We start from the raw sequence: 18,366 nt of genomic DNA, 5'->3' as shown, positions 1-18,366 counted from the left end.
AAGGAAAAACAACTCCCTAGCTTTAATTATTATACATTTTCTCGTATATTTTAATATTATTATATTTTTTTAATTATCTCCGTACTTCTCAGCAGTTTCTGCCAACCATTTAGGATAATCATTACTGAATTTCATATAATGTAGTAAGTGATCTCCAGCAGATTTATCTACTGCTTTTTCAATATTTATATCTTTAGTGATATCTTCATGAAATGGTATTATATCAGGTTCAGAAGTTGAGTATTCCGAAAGAGACTTATAAATAAGATCAGGTTTAACTCCCCATTTCATGCCATACTCCATAGTCTCCTGTTTTTTTCTTGATATTTTCCAGTTCGTAAATGCTTTATCGAAACTAATTCCGGTCGGGATATGACTTGCCAATAGCTCTGTTTCAACAAACTCCTTTAAAAGCTCAGCTTCAATATAATCACCCATATCAGATAGTTCTTTTATTTGTTCATAAACCAGTCTTCGAGTTTCATCATCTATTACTTGTTTACCATCAATTGGTTTGGATTTTTCACCTATTAAATAAATTATGTGCGCAGCAGTAATCTTTTGAGTTCCTACTATTTTTGTTTTACCTTTTAATTGAATAACAGGTATCAAATCGTCACCTGATTCTTTTGGATTTAGATTTTTAAAAGCACCTATGTACTTCATCCAGGTGTGTTCATCAATTCCAAAGTCAGCATCACTCCATCGATATTCATAGTATTGCTGAACAAGATTCATTTGAGCAGAAGCATTTAGAAATGCAAGATTAAATTCTTCCTTAGCTTCCTCGTTATCCTTTATAAGTTCCCAATCTGAAGGATTGGGAAGTGTTTCTATCAATTTTTCAATCAACACTCTCAACTTATAAACGGCTGTTTCATATTTATCTACAATTGCTTTTGAACTTGTTCCCCCACTTCCATAGAGTATAAGAGCCTTTTTAACTTTTTCCTCAGTTATCCTTGGAAATTGAAAATTGACAATTGTACCAAATTCTTTATTTTTATTTAGTATTCTGTTCGTTCTAGAGTATGCCTGAATTAATCCCTGAAGTTTCAAATCCCTATCCACATAAAGAGTGTTCAATCTCTTAGAATCATAGCCTGTTAGTAATTGATCCGCAACAATAACCAAATCTATATTTTTAGGATTTCGACCACTTCCACCTCTTGTAGCTCTATCTACTATATCCTCAAAATAAGCAGCCTCGCCATTTCTATTATTTCCAGGAATAAACTTAATTCCAGTAAACTTCTCATAATCTTCAAACATATTCTCAACTACTTCATTGGCTACATTATCAGGATCGTTCTCATTTCCAAAACTAAAAGTCATTGCTAAATTAAGTACTTGATCTGACTCAGCTAGCTGTTTCTTAAATTCCTCATAATACTTTATAACCCTATCTTTATAAGCTACAGTCAATATAGCATTAAATTCTCGACCTTGAGATTGACTATCCCAGTTCTTTAAAATATACTCTACAACTCTTGGAATATGAGTTTTATCATCATATCTTAAAATCTGGAGACTTGCAGCTTCTTTCTCCACTTCTAGTTCATCCCATGATGCTACCATTCTTTCTATTTCATAATCACTAAGATGTGGTTTTTCTATCGCGATTATATCAATCAATTGTTCTCTAAGGTCTTCATATCCCTTAAATTCGCCAGTATTTATATAATCTACATGAAACCCGAGTACATTTCCATCTGATATGGCTTCATCAATAGTATACTGATGTAGTAAAGGTCCAAATAGTTTTTCAGTCGTGTTTATAACTTCACTTTTCTCATTTATCATACCCGTTTTTTTATTTTCTTCAAAAAGTGGAGTCCCAGTAAATCCAAAAAACAAACTATTCTTCTTAAAATATCTCTTAATCGCTCCCATCATATGACCCATAGTGGTTCGATGAGCTTCATCTATTATAAAGACAAATTTTTTATCACGAATACTATCATCCGAAGCTTCAAGTAAATTTTTTATCAGGGAGTCTAGTTTAAAAGTAGTAGTTACTACAATTCCACTTTTAGGAGATTTTAGATGTTTTCCCAATTCATAAGTGTGTTTTGTATCATCAACTGTAACAGCTTCATAATGAGCATAGGCTTTAAAGTTTTCACTAGTTTTATTGTCGAGTTCTCTTCTATCTACAAGAAAGATGATCTTGTCGAAACCTGCTCTCGTCGATAAAAAGAGTGCAGTTTTAAAACTGGTAATGGTCTTGCCTGAACCAGTCGTATGCCATACGAAACCACCGTGAGGAACGCCATCATTATCCCAACCGAAGGCAGCTCCCTCAACAGCCTGTAATGCATATACCTGATAAGGTCTCATAAGCATATGTCTTTTGTTTTCCTCATTTAAAGCCTCATCTATTACCAAATAATCCCCCACCATCTGATGAGCCATTGGTACCATCAGGAAATATTCAATAACCTTTTTCCAATCATTTACCGGATTGTTGTTTTTGTCAGCCCATCTAAAGACAAAACTTAGATTGAACTCATCTAGTGATTTAGGAGTTGCAAAATACCTTGTAGCAATCTCTGAAATGATAACCATCATTTGTGAAAAGGCCATGAAATTATTAGAGTATTCACCATCGGCATAGTATCTTTTAAACTGCCCAAAAGCTTCTATTAAATCCTTGTCGGTCCTTTTCTGTTCTATATTTATTAGTGGTAGACCATTGATTAATAGGACTATATCAAATCTATTTCCATTTTTAGTCACAACTTCTCTAGCTATTTGATAATTGGAGTCTCCTCCACTTACTTGCGCTTTTTTAAAGATCGTAAGCGTTATTTGTTCTCTAGTAACTTTGGGATTGGGATCTCTATATATCCCATCTATTTTCCCCTTTGACTCTTCAATTGCCAGTAGTTTTGCTGCTTCAAAGCTATTATTAATCTGACTGACTTTGGCCATCACCTGTTTAAACTCATTATCGGTTAATGGTACTCCTTCTAGTTGATCGGCATTGAGTCTATTTAATTCTCGTCTCCAATTTTCAATCAAATCATCGACTGTAACCCTTTTAAGATTTCCGTCTAAATGTTCCGGTGCTGACCATTTATACTTAACTAGCCCTTGTACAAATCGTTCTTGAAAGATCTTTTCCGAAGAATCTTTTTGTCTTTCCGTCATTACTTACGCTCCTTTCTAGATAAACATTTCATTTAGATATGCTTTCTTAATATTTTTTAGCTTTTCTAGCCTACGCTGATGAAGGGTGATTTGGTTGTCTATGTTCTTAAAGAATGATTGAATTTTTATTTGTTCATCTATCTTTGGAACCATTGTATTAATTTCAGAAAACTCTCTTTTATTTACGATCTGCATTGTTCCAGAAGAAGCTGATTTTTTCATATTTTTAGACCAAAAATAACTACTGATGTATAAAAAATATGGTAATGCAATATCCTTATTTGGTATCAAACCATTAATTTGCTGATTAAAAGCTCCTGCAGTCCCCAATATAGTATTTTTCCCAATACTAGCTATACATGTTACTAATATAGTATTTTTAGGGACCACTTTAGAGACGAGTTGTCCGATTTTACTCAATTTCCTCTCAGACGAGTAAGTTATATTGTTTGTTATATCTGTAGGAGTTACCCATGGTATCCCATCATTAGAGTAATATAAATCAATATTTGTAGAAGGGGTACTTCCTGTTAATATTACACCCAATTCTTGCAACCTCCGCTGTTCCCAATCGTCATTAAATCCTTCAAATCTTAACTTTGGCTTATGCTCACCTTCAGCGGGAAACATTTCAGAAAGATAAGCTTTTTTATCTGCTTTTAACTTTTCTAACTTACGCTGATGAAGGGTAATTTCGTTGTCTTTCTCATTAAAAAACCGACCAATTTTTATTTGTTCGTCTAAAGAGGGTAAGGAAATTCTAGCATTATAAATATCATTTGTATTTAGCGATTCGAAAGTCGAACCTGTAAACAACTCATTCCAATACCCTTCCAGGTCTAATTTAGTTAAATATTGAAATATGAATTCGTTACCTTTTATTGCAGCCACACCTCGTCCAATAACAACATCATAATCTGTTTTTCCTACAACTCCTGCTGGTGCTCTTACACTCATGATTAAGTCACCTTTACTAGCTTTTTTTGTTTGCTGAGTAGTCCAAATTCTTGGCATGACCCATCCATTCTTTAAATCAGTGTTTCCTTGAACTAATATGTATTTATTAGGTGTATATGAATACGTGTCTCCTTTTGGTGATTGTCCCATAATAATTTCTACAACTTCGCCCAACCTACGCTGTTCCCAAGCGCCAGCGTTTTCAAACTCTTTAAACCGCCTTTTAGGTATTAATTTTTTATCTTCGCTCATTTCGTCACCACCAACTGACTGACCATCTCTGCGAATTCTGCTTCAAGCTTTGCTATTTCAGCATCTATATCTTCAAGAGTCTCTGAGTATCTCTCATTAAGTTCTTTTAAGATGTCTAGTTCAGCTTTTAAAGGTTCTTCCACGAGTTTAATCATCTCAGAGACAGTATTTCCAAACCACTTTTCGTACATTATAATATCTATCTCTTCATTTGTTAAAGAAAGTATCCTGTCTTGAACTTCATTTTTAAGCTGAGTTTCTGCATCCTTGATTTCCCTATTTATACTTGTTCGGTTTTTCAACAGATCATCTACTTTTGTTAAAAGTTCATATTCCATGCTTCCTTTTTCAGCATTCTTAATTTCTTCCCTAAGTGCTTTAAATTCAAATGAATCCATCGGTTCGTCTTCATCATTCTTTCTAAGCGCATCATAAAGAGCTATATTCTCGTCAGTATCTTCTTCTTTTGCAGCTTCGATAAGTTCTGCTAATTCAGATTCTATTTCGTCATATTCGGTTCTCTTACTCTCAAGCTCTTCAACTTCTTGTTTAAATAGGAATCTTTCTACTAGATCATTTGGAACTAAAGTGCCATTCCAACCATCCTGTTCTTCTCTTTTGTTTTTACCAGAGCCTCTTGTAACCATATTAGGTTCTCTCTGTCTTGCAACCGCATAGAAATCTCCCTCAGCGATTAGTTCAGTATCTTTTATAAGGGATTCTTCCCAAACTTCTGCTATAACTTGATATCCATCATATACATCAATATAGTTAAAATCAGATAGAATATTTTTAATCTCCTCAAGCATTTCTTTAGAATAATTCGACAGATTAGATTTATCATCTATATCTCTTAATAAATCCCAGTATTTGCCAATATACTCATTTATTCTGTTCTCCATATCTATTGATTTAGAAATTACTTTTTCATCGCTAAGAACTTCATTTGTCAGTTCATCGATTGATTTCACGAGCTCTACATAACCATCTCTAATCGCTCTAAGTCCATTTGACAATACATCAGGAGCAGTGGCTTGTAAAACTTTTAAATCATCTATGTTTTTCTTCGGTATCCCTCCATGCATATGAGCATCTACATCATGAGGAATCTCTTCATCTATTGATTCAATATATCTAGGAATATTAAGATTGTACTCATTTTCAATTATTTCTTCTCTAGTCGCTAAGTGACTATAGCCTCTTTTTTCAATTCTACCACTATAGACATCTACAATTCTGGCTATGTCTTTTTCTTGTAATACATTTTGCTTTCCAACTTTTGTAAAATCATGTGATGCATCTATTACTAATATCGGTTCTCCAAGTTCTCTATTTTTCTTAAGAATCACGACTACTACAGGGATTCCAGTATTTGTGAATAGATTGCTTGGAAGTCCAATGATAGTATCAATATAGTTCTTCTCAATTAATCTCTTCCTGATCTCCCCTTCAGATGCACCTCTAAAAAGAACTCCATGAGGTAGTACTATGGCCATGGTGCCATTCTGTCCGAGATGGTAAAGTCCGTGTAATAAAAAAGCGAAGTCTCCTTTAGAATTTGGAGGTAAAACTCCAGCAATTTCAAATCTTGGATCACTAACTTTTAATTCAGATCTATTCCAGTTTTTTACTGAGTAAGGAGGATTCATTACTACTGCATCAAAAAGTACTCCTTCATTTGGTCTCTTAGGATCTTCTGGCCAGTCTTCAGCTAAAGAGTCGCCATTTTTGATAGTCATCCTTTCTGGTCTTACTCCATGTAATAGTAAGTTCATTCTGGTTAAGTTGTAAGTAGCAGTATTTCTTTCCTGTCCATAATAGTCGAGTAATCTTTGATCATCTTTTCCTAGATGTTTCCTAACTGTTAGTAGTAGGGATCCTGAACCAACTGTTGGATCATATATGGATCTTATAGTATTACTCTTGGCGACAATCTGCGCCATAACTTCACTTACCTGTCTCGGCGTGTAGAATTCACCGGCTTTTTTGCCGGATTCCATAGCAAACATACCAATTAAATATTCATAAGCATCGCCAAGTATATCCCCATCTTGAAGCTTTACCATGTCAAGATCTGCAAATAGTAAGATAAGCGCTTTAATATTTTTACTTCTTTCATTTAAATTACTTCCAAGTGCAGTATCTGTTAAATCTAGTGAAGAACTCGCAAATAGTCCAACAAAATCACTATTTTCATCAGAAATGGCAATTGTTCTTTCGAAATTGTTCAAACTATCTGTAACTTTTTGAACTTCAAAATCACCTGAATTTATATCTCTAATCCAGGTTTGGTAAAGGTATTCAGGTTCAACATAATATCCTAATGAACTTTTAATCATTTCAAAAAACTGAGTTCCAAATTCATTCGCAGAATTGGTATACGCATCCACGAGCTCATCATTAGTCACACCATTCATTTTACTAATTATTCTAAATGTATCCAGCGTTTTATCACTTAAGAATTTATAGAACATAAGCCCAAGCATATAGTCCTTATACCTACTAGCATCCATCGAACCCCTTAGTTCATTTGCCCCATTCCACAATCGTCTTTTAATCTCTTCTGACGTAATCATGCATTTCCCCCCTGAATATCTATATTAATTTATTTTTTTGTATATTTATGTACTTATGTGTGTAAAAACAGTACATATATTATAGCACAAATTGATGGTTTTTTACACGTATTCGCATTAAAGCGTTAGTCAATAAGACCAAAAAAAGCGACTAGATTTTTGTTTTCTAATCGCTTGTATGTTATTATTTATTTTTAAGTATCGGTCGATAAAATAGGAATTAAATAACAAAAAATCATTCAGTTCACTACTTAATAATTTAGGATTGTTTTTATTTACTTCTCGCCATGACTTTTGAATAAACTTTAATATTGATGTACTCAATAAATTTTGTGGAAGCTATGAAACCCTATTTATTACTGGTTTTACCCTCTGAATAACAAGCAATCCCTTGCATACGACTTCTTCCTCATAGGGTTAGTTCTCAAACATTCTCCTCGATATCAGATTTAGGGTTATTTTTGATATAGGGAGCTACAAACTTAAATTGACCTATCACATTAAATCTCAACTAAAAGAATACCTTCACTACCAGAAGGAATTTCTTGGCTGATGTTGCCATTTCTAAAAAGTGCCGAACCTCCTTTTGTAAATTCATCTCCTTCTTTATCTATACAAAAGGAATTGACATACAATACGGTATCGCAGAATTTGTTTGCTTGAGATGCATACTCATATTTTACTGAATTATTCCATTCGTTGAAATTGAAATCGGTATACACAGGCCATAAGACTACATCAGGTCGTAATTGTTTCACTTGGTCGATGTTTTTATCAAACCACAAGTCACCACATAGGCCAACCAAAAGGTCTCTTCCCATAAAGGAAAAAGTATGGAATCCCTTACCTTCACAATATATATCTGGAGCAAAAGGTTCTTTCCAACCTGGAGAAACTCTACGATATAGGTCAATGACTCTTCCATCTGAACCAATTGTAATTTGCGAACTGTAAAAGCAAGTTTCTGTTTTTTCTATAAATCCAAAGGATACAGCAGTCGCATACTGTTTTGCAACTGAACAAATTTCGTTAATGATTGAGTCATCCTGCGAAATCGCTATTTAAAAATCATGTTCAACATCAAAAGTAGCCCCATAAAAACCTTGTAAAAATGCTTCTCCAAATATCACAATATCCGCTTTCTTCGAACACATTATCAATGTATCGATAATAACCTTTTTCTTGTATTGCACATCCCCGTTAATAAATCCCATAGATGCTAAAGCACATATCACTTTAATTACCTCACAAAAATATTATTCTAACCAAATTATAGTTAGTAACTACCTATTATCTTTAACTTTTACAACAATTCGAAATTGTCTTTCCGGGTGCACCTCTGTATTTACCATTTGTATTTGAGCCTCGAATATATCTCCATGTCCATAGAATAATAGTGTTGATATAAACGAGTTATGACTTGATGGTATATATCCAAGCTTTTTACCTTTATAAAATATTGCTACAGCTTTTTCATCATAAGGATTATCAAGCTCTCTTACCAGTTCCACCTTTTGCCCTAGAGTCAATTCTTCTATAACTTCTAAGCCATCATAGTATGCAAATCCTGCAAGATGAAAATCATCTACATGTCTAGATGGTACATATTTATACTTTTCTATGATTTCTTTATTGTCCATATTTACACCCTTTCTTTTTATCATTCAAAACCAAGCTAAAAATTATCTTTGAAAGAATAGACCTTGTCTTTTTAGCTGGTAAATTTAGTATAATTATAATTATTCACTTCTTACTTTAACACATAATGCTTTATACTTCTAATTTTTAGGTAGAGGAGCTGCCTCAGCTCCATTTTTATGTGCTTTTTACATTGTGACTTTGAGAGCCTCCATATGACGAGGGAGGTGGATTTGTGAAACAAATTCGGAGGGAGAGAAAAACCTAGGCTGCAATTACATGAGCTATATTGAAATACCACCGATTGAAAATGAGTATAATTAAATTAATCTTGGAAACAAACGTGGAAGTGTGGAAATAGTTGTTAGTTTGGTGGTAGTTTGTAGTGAGTCCGAAATATAACAGTAGAATTCTTCGAATTCTTTATTGTATGTCTCTCCCTCAGTCAACCAAGTTGACAGCTCACCGGTGGAGTTAGATAGTTGTGTGGGATTAGTCGTGAGTTTGAAATAAAGCAGTAGAATTCTTCGAATTCCTTTTTTTATATCTCTCCCTCAGTCAACTATCGCAGACAGCTCCCTTTCCAACCTAATCAATTGAGATGCTTCTCGAAATTATGATAGGTTTCATGCAAAGAATTCCCAAGAACGAAGTGATTGGCTAGAATTCGACTGCCAAAAGATGGAGCCATTAAATGAATAAGGTCATTAGCCTAAATTCAACTGCCATCAGATAGAATTTTAAAAAATAAAGCAACAGAAAAACCCTATTCTAAATTAGGGTTTTTCTACAGTTGGTTTAACTCATTCTATATTCCATAAACAGAGCTTATATACTTACTGTTCAATTTTCTGCAGCGATATCGCTCCATCTTCACCACTTACTCTTACTGCATATACAACTTTATCTCCGCTATCATCGTGGTATGAGATTCCATAGGTTGTTAGGTCCCCATAGTATACTACTGTGGCAAGAAACGGTTTTTGAGGTGTGAGTTTTTCCAGTTCGTAGACTTCTTTTATTTTGTATTTCATTTTACCATCTTGACTGGTATCTAGTACTTCGAGGTTTAGGAACTTAAAATCTTTAACTGTCTTATTTGCTGTGAATAAAAGTCTTACGCTGCTTTCATTTCTATCTAAGACAAATTCGTGGAGATTTTCATAACTCTCAACTTCCGTACCTGCCCAGTTCACTCTGATTTCAGGTGAGCTGTCTATGCCTTTTAGTTTTTCCTCGTATCTGGAGAATGGAATTAACTCGATATTTACCGGTTTTTCACTCATTTCTTTGGCTATGTTCCAAAATTCATTTTCACTTATATTAATTTCTTCTGAATTAGGAATGTCCATCGTTCCGAGTGTGTTGCGATAATATGCTTTTTCTTCAGGGTTATCATCTTTATCGCTGGTAAAGTAAAAGTCGTTACATTCAAGAATATCCCCTGTCTTGGATATCGTGAATTTACCGAAGAAAGAGTACATTGCACCGGCAGATCCTTGGTAATAGTATTTCCCATCCCCCTGATAAATAAACCTGCTTCTCGCCCAACCTTCTTGAGTTAAATGAGGCTTTTTATCCTTTATCGTATATATTGCTATAGTTTCATGTCCTTTGAATTTATTATCTTCCTTCTCACTTACAATGACAATTAATAATTCGGGAACACCGTCACCGCTGATGTCTTGTATTGAATATCCTATGCTTTCCAGAGCTTCATCGACTTTTTTATTATAAATCTGCTCAAATACACCTGCAATCCCTTCCATACTTATTGATTCAACCCGTTTTGAGATTATTTTGGAATAGTTCTCAAGTAATTCTCTGTATTCCTCGATTTCCAGAATTCTCCCTTCCACAGGTTCATCCTCATCTTGGTTTTCTTCTTTTTTCTTGTTTTCGTCGTTTTTCTTTTCTATGTCTTTCTTTTTATCTTCAGTCTTTTCCTCTTTATCGTTTTCTTCTTCTTTGTCTTTTTCTTCTTCTTTGTCTTTTATATTTTCTTCTCCACTCTTTTTCTCTTTGTCTTTCTCTTTGTCTTTTTCTTTGTCTTCTTCTTTGTTTTCTTCCTTTGAATTTACTATCTGTTTGTCTCCTTCTTTAGGATTGCAACCATTAAGTAGTAATAATGCTGAAAGTAGCATTAATATAAGGACTCTCAACTTCATGTTCTCACCTCTTTATACAGTAGTTTTAGTAATCTCTAATCACTTGGTTTTTCCCTCTAAAGTATGTTTACATAAAATGGACGATATACTTTAATTCTTATACACTATATACCCTTTTATTCGAGAATTTCTCCTCTTTACAAAATGATTTAAATAGAGAATTACAATGGGCTTTTATACTGCTTTAATTGCATAAAAATATCCAGGCAGCATGCGCTGCCTGGACTGTATATTGTTCTATAATTAGGATTAAGTTTTTCAAAAAAAACTCTAAATCTTTAATATTGCTACTACACGATATTTCCCTTCATAATCACATCAGTTCAATTAGATTGGATATTATTCCATTTTTATAAAAATATTTTTCTCTTCCAAATTTCTGATGCATTCTTCAAGATACTCATCATCATGTTCTTTATATATTGGGGTATTTGTTTCTACAATTATTAGATCTTCATATCCCTCAATGTTTTTACCTCTATAGTCTTAATTCTGCCAATCGCTCGCTACATTATATCCTCTGGACTGCATCTCGTTCATTACTAGCTGATGGTATTTATATAGTAAATATGGAGAGTAGGTAAAAACATAGTCGACCGTTGAATGTTTTTTACCCCATCCCTTACCTCTTAATGCACAGCATTCTCTGTGTTGCCCTAAAAGCTGATTTCTTGGTAATAGTATAATTAATTTTTCATGCCATAGTCTCATTATTCTCGTTCTCCATTAAAGTAGAATTTTTAATATAGTCGTTTGGATACTTTAACAATAGTGATTTTATAAAGCTAATTATATCAGCCTTGTTTTTTTCGTTTTTTAAATAGGCTTCGATTAGATAAAAAAAATCATTCTTCTCCTTGGTAGTAGCTTCCTTTTTAAAATAACCCCAAATATGATAAAATGCGTTTACGCATTCTCCTCTATTTTCTTTCATTCTTTTTGCTGCATCGATTTGTTCAATTAAATGTGAAATGTCTATATTATCATTTTTTAAGTATTCTCTAATCTCCTTATAGATTTTTTGAGATTTACTAAGTACCAGATATTTGTTTTTCGCCCATATTTCTTCACATTCTTTTCTATGGTCAGAATGCGCTTTCTTTAAAACATCTTGTCTTTTCATAAAATCACATCTCTTTAGATTGTATTTAAGTATGTTTCTTTATTTCTGCTTTAGTTATTTATAATATTATATCATAAAAAAGTAATGTCTCTTTTATCTCGGTTTTGTAGGATTTTAACATCTTACATTGACACATGAAAGTATATTTATTATAATATGGTTGAGTAAAGGAATATGTTAAATATTCATTTATTCCGTTTAATAGATATTTGCTTAGAAATTTCGTTTTCCATTTTTCGGATAATGATCCATCTTATATTTGTTCATGTAAACGCATTATAAATGCGCATCTAATTCCATTATCGTTAATAATTATCCTGTTTGTTTCGGATATACTCTTATAAAAGTTGACAATAGCATTACCCCTTTTGAAAAGTTGAATTTCAGAGTTTAACTCTGCAGGAAACCATCCTAAATGGCACGTGTTTTTAGTATTTTTACTATGTTGCTTTCGAATATCGGGATGGATTAAATTAAGGTTTCTACAACCAATAGGAGGTACTATTAAAAAGAAATTTATTGCAATATTGCTGTCTTTGATGATGATACTAAGTGTGCTTGTACCTATAACAGCACAAGCCGCACCACCGACGATTACACGTATATCCGGAGCTAACAGGTATGAAACAGCTGTTGAAATTAGTAAAGGTAATTTTTTAACATCATTTAACGTAATTTTAGCTAGCGGAGAAACATATGCTGATGCACTGGCCGGTAGTCAGTTGGCAACAATTTTACAATCTCCTATTTTACTAACTCCTTCAAATAAACTTGATGCGAGTACAAAGGCGGAGCTAAACCGTTTGAATGTTAGTAAAGTCTATATACTAGGAGGAACTAATACAATCACAAAGGCTGTAGAAGATGAAGTAAAGAAGATTTGCGAAGTGGAACGACTAAGTGGTTCTAATCGTATTGAAACAGCTATAAAAATTATAGAAAAAGCTAGAACTTTTGGTATAACAAATGACACTATTTATGTTAATGCTTTTGATTATCCTGATGCATTGGCTGCAGGAACTATAGTTTCAGCTAGTATATACTCATTAGCACTATCTGATAAACAAGAGCTTCCTAAAGTAACAGCTGATAAACAGGTGGTTCTAGGTGGCACCTCATCCTTGCCACTACCTGGTTACCTTGGTGAAAGAATAGCCGGTACTAATAGGTATAAGACTGCATTGAATCTTGCGAATTATACTTATCCTGGTACAAGCTTCACATCCGAAACGATAGTCTTAGTAGACGGTACCAATTATCCCGATGCTTTATCTGCTATCAGTTTAGCTAGTTCACACCATGCACCTATTCTATTAACTCATCCGAATGCACTTGATCCTGAAGTAAAAGAATTTATCCGAAACAAGGTAAGTAAGGTTATAATCGTTGGCGGTAAAAATTCTGTCTCCGACGCAGTTGTATCTGAAATATCAATTAAAGATAAGACCGTTACAGTTTTTGTGCATTTAAATGATGGAAGTGGTGGAATATTAACCAAAGAGATTGAAGCCGGTAAAAAAGTAGATGAACCATATGTTGAGTTTAAGGAACATGTATTTATAGAGTGGAATACCAAATCTGACGATACGGGAGAAGTTATTGACTTCGAAACCAAAGTTCATGACAAGGACCTTGATGTTTATGCAATTTGGAGAAAACAAACCGATGCATTCAATTTCTTCTTAGGAAATACAGACTCCATCCTTGCCATAAACTTTTATCGGGATAATGGTCCTAAATCAGTTGTAATTCCTGAAAAAATGGAATGGGGTGGAAATCTTGAGAAAGTTGAACGAATAGGAGGAAATACTTTCAAATCACGCTGAATAACAGATATAACCCTTACCAGAAATATAAAGATAATAGATGGCGAAGCTTTTAGAGGTAATAAGATTAGTAAATTGGTACTACCTAAGAATATTCATACTATTCATAATAGTGCATTTAGAGATAATATTATAGAAAATTTAATTCTCCCTAATAGTCTAACTACAATTGGAAACAATGCCTTTGAGAAAAATAAGATAAAAGCTCTTACAATTCCAACTTCAATTAAAACGATTAAAAAGGGAGCTTTCGCATTTAATAATATCAGTACATTAAATATTTCAACCGGTGTTGAGAAGATTGAAGAATATGGTTTCTTCAGAAATAAAATAAAAAAACTTGAAGTCCCGGGAAATGTTAAGGAAATCAATTATAGAGGATTTGCAGAAAATACTATGGAAGAATTGGTACTTAATGAAGGTATAGAGATTATCAACGAAAGTGGATTTGGAGCTAATAAGTTAACATCTCTTGTTATTCCAAACAGTGTTGTAAAAATCGGACCTAGAGCATTTGATCTTAATAAGATTAAAACTCTGGTACTGCCAAATAATTTAAAAGTCATTGAAGTAGGTACTTTTAATGTTAATGAGTTAGAATCTCTTGTAATTCCTGATTCAGTGACAGAAATTAAGGCTAATGCCTTTACAAATAATAAATTGACAAAGGTTAGTTTAAAGACGGGAACAGTTGTTGATCCGAAAGCATTTGATGCAGGGGTTGTTCTTGAGTATAGATAATGAATGATTAATGCATTAGATTTAGATTTAAGTAAATCGTACTATAACAAAGCTGATGTAGTAATATAACACAAAGGACCTGTCGAAATGATAGGTCCTTTTCGCTTAACTAATTCATTAAATGAGTCAGCGAGCATTGATTATGTTTATTATATTCATACTTCGGGGCAATATGAGGATAAGATATTGACGGTTTAAAACACTGCCCTTTTATAGGGTTTCTAAAATAAAAAAGCAAGTGTCAGGATAGATTTGTTTCTGACACTTGCTTTACTTAAAGTCCATTACTTTTTAAAAATTCTAAAATCACCTTATTAAAGTCTGCTGCTTCATCGTAAGCCCCATGTCCTAGATTGGGATAGATTTTCAAGATATTTGCGGGAATTCTAGATGCCATCTCTGCTGCAGCTTCCTTTCCCACTATTTTATCTTCAGCTCCACCCAATATTAGTGTTTTTGCTTGGATTTTGTTTATTTCATCCCATGCATTATGCTCCTTACATGCATTTGCTTGAATAATAAATCTCTCCATTTTCTCACGGTTTAAAAACTTTGCTAGGATTGGGTACATTAGAGCATTGTATTTTAAGCGTTTTTCCGTATATGTTTTCTCATTTATGTTTTGGATTAAATTCTTATAATCATTTTTTCTAGCATAGTCTATCCATTTATCTATAGTCTTTACCAGGGTTTCATTTTTTCTACAGGCTGTTATAGCAAGTACGAGTTTATCTACCTTGTCAGGATAATTAATGGCTAAATACTGCGCTATCATTCCGCCTTGAGATACTCCAATGATATCGGCATTGTCTATCCCTAATTGATTCATTGCATATGAAACTTCATCTGCCATATCTGATGTTGAATATCCCATTTCTAAATGATTTTTTCTACTGAATATGTAGACCGAATATTCATCAGAAAATTTTCTATACATCCATGCAAATGGTACGGCTGTTCCCTTAACAGTTTTTAGTGCATCACCTAAACCAGGTATGATTACTAAGTATTTGTCCCCTGATCCGAAAGATACATACTCCATCTCGGTATTCTCAATTTTTATATTTCCGTTTTTTGCATTATATATCATCATATACCTCTTTTGGATTTTACTATAGATATTCTCAAATACTGTACTCTTTAGGTTTTATTCAGTATTTACTTGGTATTGCTGCTTCAAATATCTTTATTCCAGAAACTCCATTCTTATAATTCTCATGCCCAATAATCCATCTCCTATTTTAGAAAGGAAGCGATGAATTTTAGGTATTCCATATTCTTTTAAATCGTAGTATCCAAGCATATATCCTTTGTCGGATGCTTTAATCTTATTTGACCAATTCTCGAGCATGCTTATATCTTTTAGATAAAATAAACCTTTTACATCCAGGAATAATCCCTTAAATCTGTTTGTATATTCTCTTCCCTGTCACCTACCGGCATAAGATCTGTTCGTATTTTGATAATGTCCGGAAAATCCAAATTGTAAGTTTTACAAGTTCCATTGTCTAGGACTCTTCCTGTCTGATCAAGTCCACATCCTAAGTTGACTACGGAAGCTTTGGGGTGAATTTTTAAGTACTCTGCTATTTCCCATCTCATGGCCAGTTGGCGCATGGCTGCTTCTAAGCCACCGAATTCATATAGTACATTATCTCTTTTTTTCTCCAGGTCAGAGAAGTCATAATCCAGTTTATTACAAAAATCAACTGCAAAGCTGTCTGAATACAGAGTCGGGAATTTTTCTGTACACATCTTTCTACCATATAAAGGTACGATTAGAGTCTCCTGCACTGTGTTCTTTTCAATTTTAATCTTCTTCATAAATTTCCCTCCTCTTTATTTTATCATATTTATGAGTTCTTTATAGAGTAGATATTTATTAATTCAATCTATATAATTTCTTCTCTAAACTGGTGTTTTATATAGGGATATACTATAAATACACCTAATGCTCCTATTGCCAAGCAATAATAAATTGGTATACGGTCTGTTAGTAAACCGTAGAACATACTACCTATAGGTATTGATGATAAGCTTAACATTCTTGAAACGGACATTATTCTACTTCGGTATTCATCTTTAATATTTTTTTGATAAAATACGGATATCGATAGATGAAGTGGCATTACACTAGCAATCGTAATACAATCCAGGAATGCTATCACAAAAATCGTAATAACTTGCACTTTCTCATTTCCATTTATTCCAATATATGAGGCTACTGCAATAAGAAATATACATATAGAGATTATTAATGACGAATTTTTAAGTAGTACTTCTGTTCTGCATTTTTTAACAATTGGTAAAACCAATAAGGGAACTATCAATACCATACTTGCAGTTATCGCTCTATATAAACCGTAGATATACTCTGATGTTCCATATATCTCCAAGAGTAGAAATGTGATTACTACGTTAAATACAGCTGAAAAAGATAAATTGATTACAGGAGAAATAAAGACGAAATTTTTAATAAATTTATCCTTTTTAAGTTCCTCAATGCCTTCTTTAAACTCCACCCAATACTGTTTTACATCGCTGCTATCGTGTTTAACCAGGGGAGCTTCGTTTGGTGTTTTAATAAATATGTTTAGAAAAGTAGCTACTGCTAATAAACATGCAACAGCTATGAATGATCCGGTTATCCCAAAGTTTTTATAAAGTAATGCTCCTAATAATGGTGTTGTTACATAGACTATACCATCGTCAATTTTAGCTAGAGTAGCTGCTTCGCCTAATAATTCTTTATCAATAATTTCCGGAAGTATTGAACTTTCTGCTGCTTGATAGAATACTTCTATTATCTCCAGTATTATAACTAATAAATATACCATTAAAAGTTGAAAATCACGCATATAGTATGAATATATAGAGAATATTGCCATTATGATTACCGTTATGAAATTGAGTGATTTAATCAATTCTATTTTTCTTCTCCTGTCACCTATTACCCCTGCAATAGGTGTTAGAAGAATTCGCGGAAAAACAATAATTGATAGTATCGAGGCATAAACACCGGATGAACCCGTCATTTCAAGTACATATAATGCTAATGCAAATTGTAATACATTACTTGCCCCCATAGAAAAAGCTGTTGCAAACCAATAACACACATAACTACTATTTTTTTGTAGCTTTTTAAATGAGTCTTTCAATTGGATATCACCCCCTTAATTAAATTTTCACTTGTTTAAAAATCTATAGATTCTATCTTGAATAAAAATAATTCGACCACTTCACTACTAATTATTTTTTTCCTCTTTTTCTTCATCATTTATGGTAGGAATTATAAAGATGAAGTATAGTATATGAAATACCCATATAATTGAAAGTATGATCCTTCCGACAGGAACCTTTCCCATCATAATAAAGCCAAGTGCCATCGTCGCTGTAATTACAAGTATCATACGAATTTTGGCTTTTAATGTCATACCTCTACCATGAACGAAAGATTCTAAATTATCCTTATAGAGATTAGTTCCTGTAAACCAATTGTTAAGTCTTTCAGAACTTTTGCCAAAGCATACTGCAGCTACCATTAGAAACGGAAACGACGGCAAAAGAGGAATCGTTGCTCCTACTGCTCCCAAGCCAAGACCAACACAACCTATAGTAATATAAATAACTCTTTTGATTGGCATTTTTTCACCTCCGAAATTTTTTCCTGCTTTGTAACAAATGCCTTATAACTTCCAGTGGATAATAAAAAAGCATACGAGGTCCGGAATAACGCATGACCTCTCTCATTCTTTTAAGCATTTCTTCTGAATAGCATGGTCTCTTGCAATTTGAACAAAAGCTTTTAGTCTCCATAAAAGGACATCTATCAGTAGATCTGGCAGCATATCTCCATAGTTCATCACAGCTTTTGCATATTTCACCGCTGGTGTGATGTTTTTTACAGCAGTAAATCTCAATCATCTTTTTTA

Annotated in this window: 17 protein-coding genes; 2 read left to right on the top strand and 15 right to left on the bottom strand. The window is 33.3% G+C overall.

The annotated features are described in order from the left end of the window. Positions 1-69 precede the first annotated feature (69 nt). From VZL98_02115 to VZL98_02075, 9 genes are all read right to left on the bottom strand, one after another. Positions 70-3,153: an HsdR family type I site-specific deoxyribonuclease gene (locus VZL98_02115; protein WVH63771.1), complete on the bottom strand. Its 3,084-nt coding sequence runs from the start codon at positions 3,151-3,153 to the stop codon at positions 70-72. Between the two features lie 15 nt (positions 3,154-3,168). After that, positions 3,169-4,362, bottom strand: coding sequence for a restriction endonuclease subunit S (locus tag VZL98_02110; protein WVH63770.1), 1,194 nt, complete (start codon positions 4,360-4,362; stop codon positions 3,169-3,171). After that, complete coding sequence (locus VZL98_02105; GenBank protein WVH63769.1) at positions 4,359-6,938, bottom strand: type I restriction-modification system subunit M; 2,580 nt, start codon at positions 6,936-6,938, stop codon at positions 4,359-4,361. The genes VZL98_02110 and VZL98_02105 overlap by 4 nt, the downstream gene beginning before the upstream one ends. A gap of 500 nt (positions 6,939-7,438) precedes the next feature. Next, a complete protein-coding gene (locus VZL98_02100; protein ID WVH64531.1) occupies positions 7,439-7,993 on the bottom strand; it encodes a nitrilase-related carbon-nitrogen hydrolase in 555 nt (184 codons plus the stop codon). Between the two features lie 6 nt (positions 7,994-7,999). Further along, positions 8,000-8,152 (bottom strand): hypothetical protein, encoded by a 153-nt coding sequence (locus VZL98_02095; protein WVH63768.1) that lies wholly within the window; start codon positions 8,150-8,152, stop codon positions 8,000-8,002. 69 nt (positions 8,153-8,221) lie between these two features. After that, on the bottom strand, positions 8,222-8,602 hold the full coding sequence (locus VZL98_02090) for an HIRAN domain-containing protein (GenBank protein ID WVH63767.1): 381 nt from the start codon (positions 8,600-8,602) through the stop codon (positions 8,222-8,224). A gap of 810 nt (positions 8,603-9,412) precedes the next feature. Next, positions 9,413-10,720: a hypothetical protein gene (locus tag VZL98_02085; protein WVH63766.1), complete on the bottom strand. Its 1,308-nt coding sequence runs from the start codon at positions 10,718-10,720 to the stop codon at positions 9,413-9,415. A 510-nt stretch (positions 10,721-11,230) separates the two neighbouring features. After that, positions 11,231-11,455, bottom strand: a complete 225-nt coding sequence (locus tag VZL98_02080; GenBank protein ID WVH63765.1) for a TIGR02328 family protein — start codon at positions 11,453-11,455, stop codon at positions 11,231-11,233. Beyond that, on the bottom strand, positions 11,439-11,867 hold the full coding sequence (locus VZL98_02075; GenBank protein ID WVH63764.1) for a YbgA family protein: 429 nt from the start codon (positions 11,865-11,867) through the stop codon (positions 11,439-11,441). The genes VZL98_02080 and VZL98_02075 overlap by 17 nt, the downstream gene beginning before the upstream one ends. 539 nt (positions 11,868-12,406) lie before the next feature. Between VZL98_02075 and VZL98_02070 the strand changes: the two genes are divergently transcribed. Beyond that, positions 12,407-13,693: a cell wall-binding repeat-containing protein gene (locus VZL98_02070; GenBank protein ID WVH63763.1), complete on the top strand. Its 1,287-nt coding sequence runs from the start codon at positions 12,407-12,409 to the stop codon at positions 13,691-13,693. Next, positions 13,694-14,434: a leucine-rich repeat domain-containing protein gene (locus VZL98_02065; protein ID WVH64530.1), complete on the top strand. Its 741-nt coding sequence runs from the start codon at positions 13,694-13,696 to the stop codon at positions 14,432-14,434. It begins immediately after the preceding gene. Positions 14,435-14,708: 274 nt separating this feature from the next. Here VZL98_02065 and VZL98_02060 read toward each other — a convergent pair whose 3' ends face one another. The 6 genes from VZL98_02060 to VZL98_02035 form a co-directional block, all read right to left on the bottom strand. Further along, the gene (locus VZL98_02060) at positions 14,709-15,524 is read right to left on the bottom strand and encodes an alpha/beta hydrolase (GenBank protein WVH63762.1); all 816 of its coding nucleotides are present in this window, start codon (positions 15,522-15,524) and stop codon (positions 14,709-14,711) included. A gap of 96 nt (positions 15,525-15,620) precedes the next feature. Beyond that, a complete protein-coding gene (locus VZL98_02055) occupies positions 15,621-15,785 on the bottom strand; it encodes a hypothetical protein (protein WVH63761.1) in 165 nt (54 codons plus the stop codon). Positions 15,786-15,814: 29 nt separating this feature from the next. Further along, entirely contained in the window at positions 15,815-16,258 is a 444-nt protein-coding gene (locus tag VZL98_02050; protein ID WVH63760.1) for a class I SAM-dependent methyltransferase, read from the bottom strand. Positions 16,259-16,326: 68 nt separating this feature from the next. Further along, positions 16,327-17,550, bottom strand: a complete 1,224-nt coding sequence (locus VZL98_02045; protein WVH64529.1) for an MFS transporter — start codon at positions 17,548-17,550, stop codon at positions 16,327-16,329. A 129-nt stretch (positions 17,551-17,679) separates the two neighbouring features. Next, complete coding sequence (locus VZL98_02040) at positions 17,680-18,078, bottom strand: YbaN family protein (GenBank protein WVH63759.1); 399 nt, start codon at positions 18,076-18,078, stop codon at positions 17,680-17,682. A gap of 102 nt (positions 18,079-18,180) precedes the next feature. Further along, positions 18,181-18,354 (bottom strand): hypothetical protein, encoded by a 174-nt coding sequence (locus VZL98_02035; protein WVH63758.1) that lies wholly within the window; start codon positions 18,352-18,354, stop codon positions 18,181-18,183. Positions 18,355-18,366 lie beyond the last annotated feature (12 nt).

It is taken from the genome of Peptoniphilaceae bacterium AMB_02 (assembly GCA_036321625.1).
GTDB lineage: Bacteria > Bacillota > Clostridia > Tissierellales > Peptoniphilaceae > Microaceticoccus > Microaceticoccus formicicus.
The sequence above is the reverse complement of the archived record's forward strand: the minus strand, read 5'-3'. Positions and strand labels throughout refer to the sequence as shown.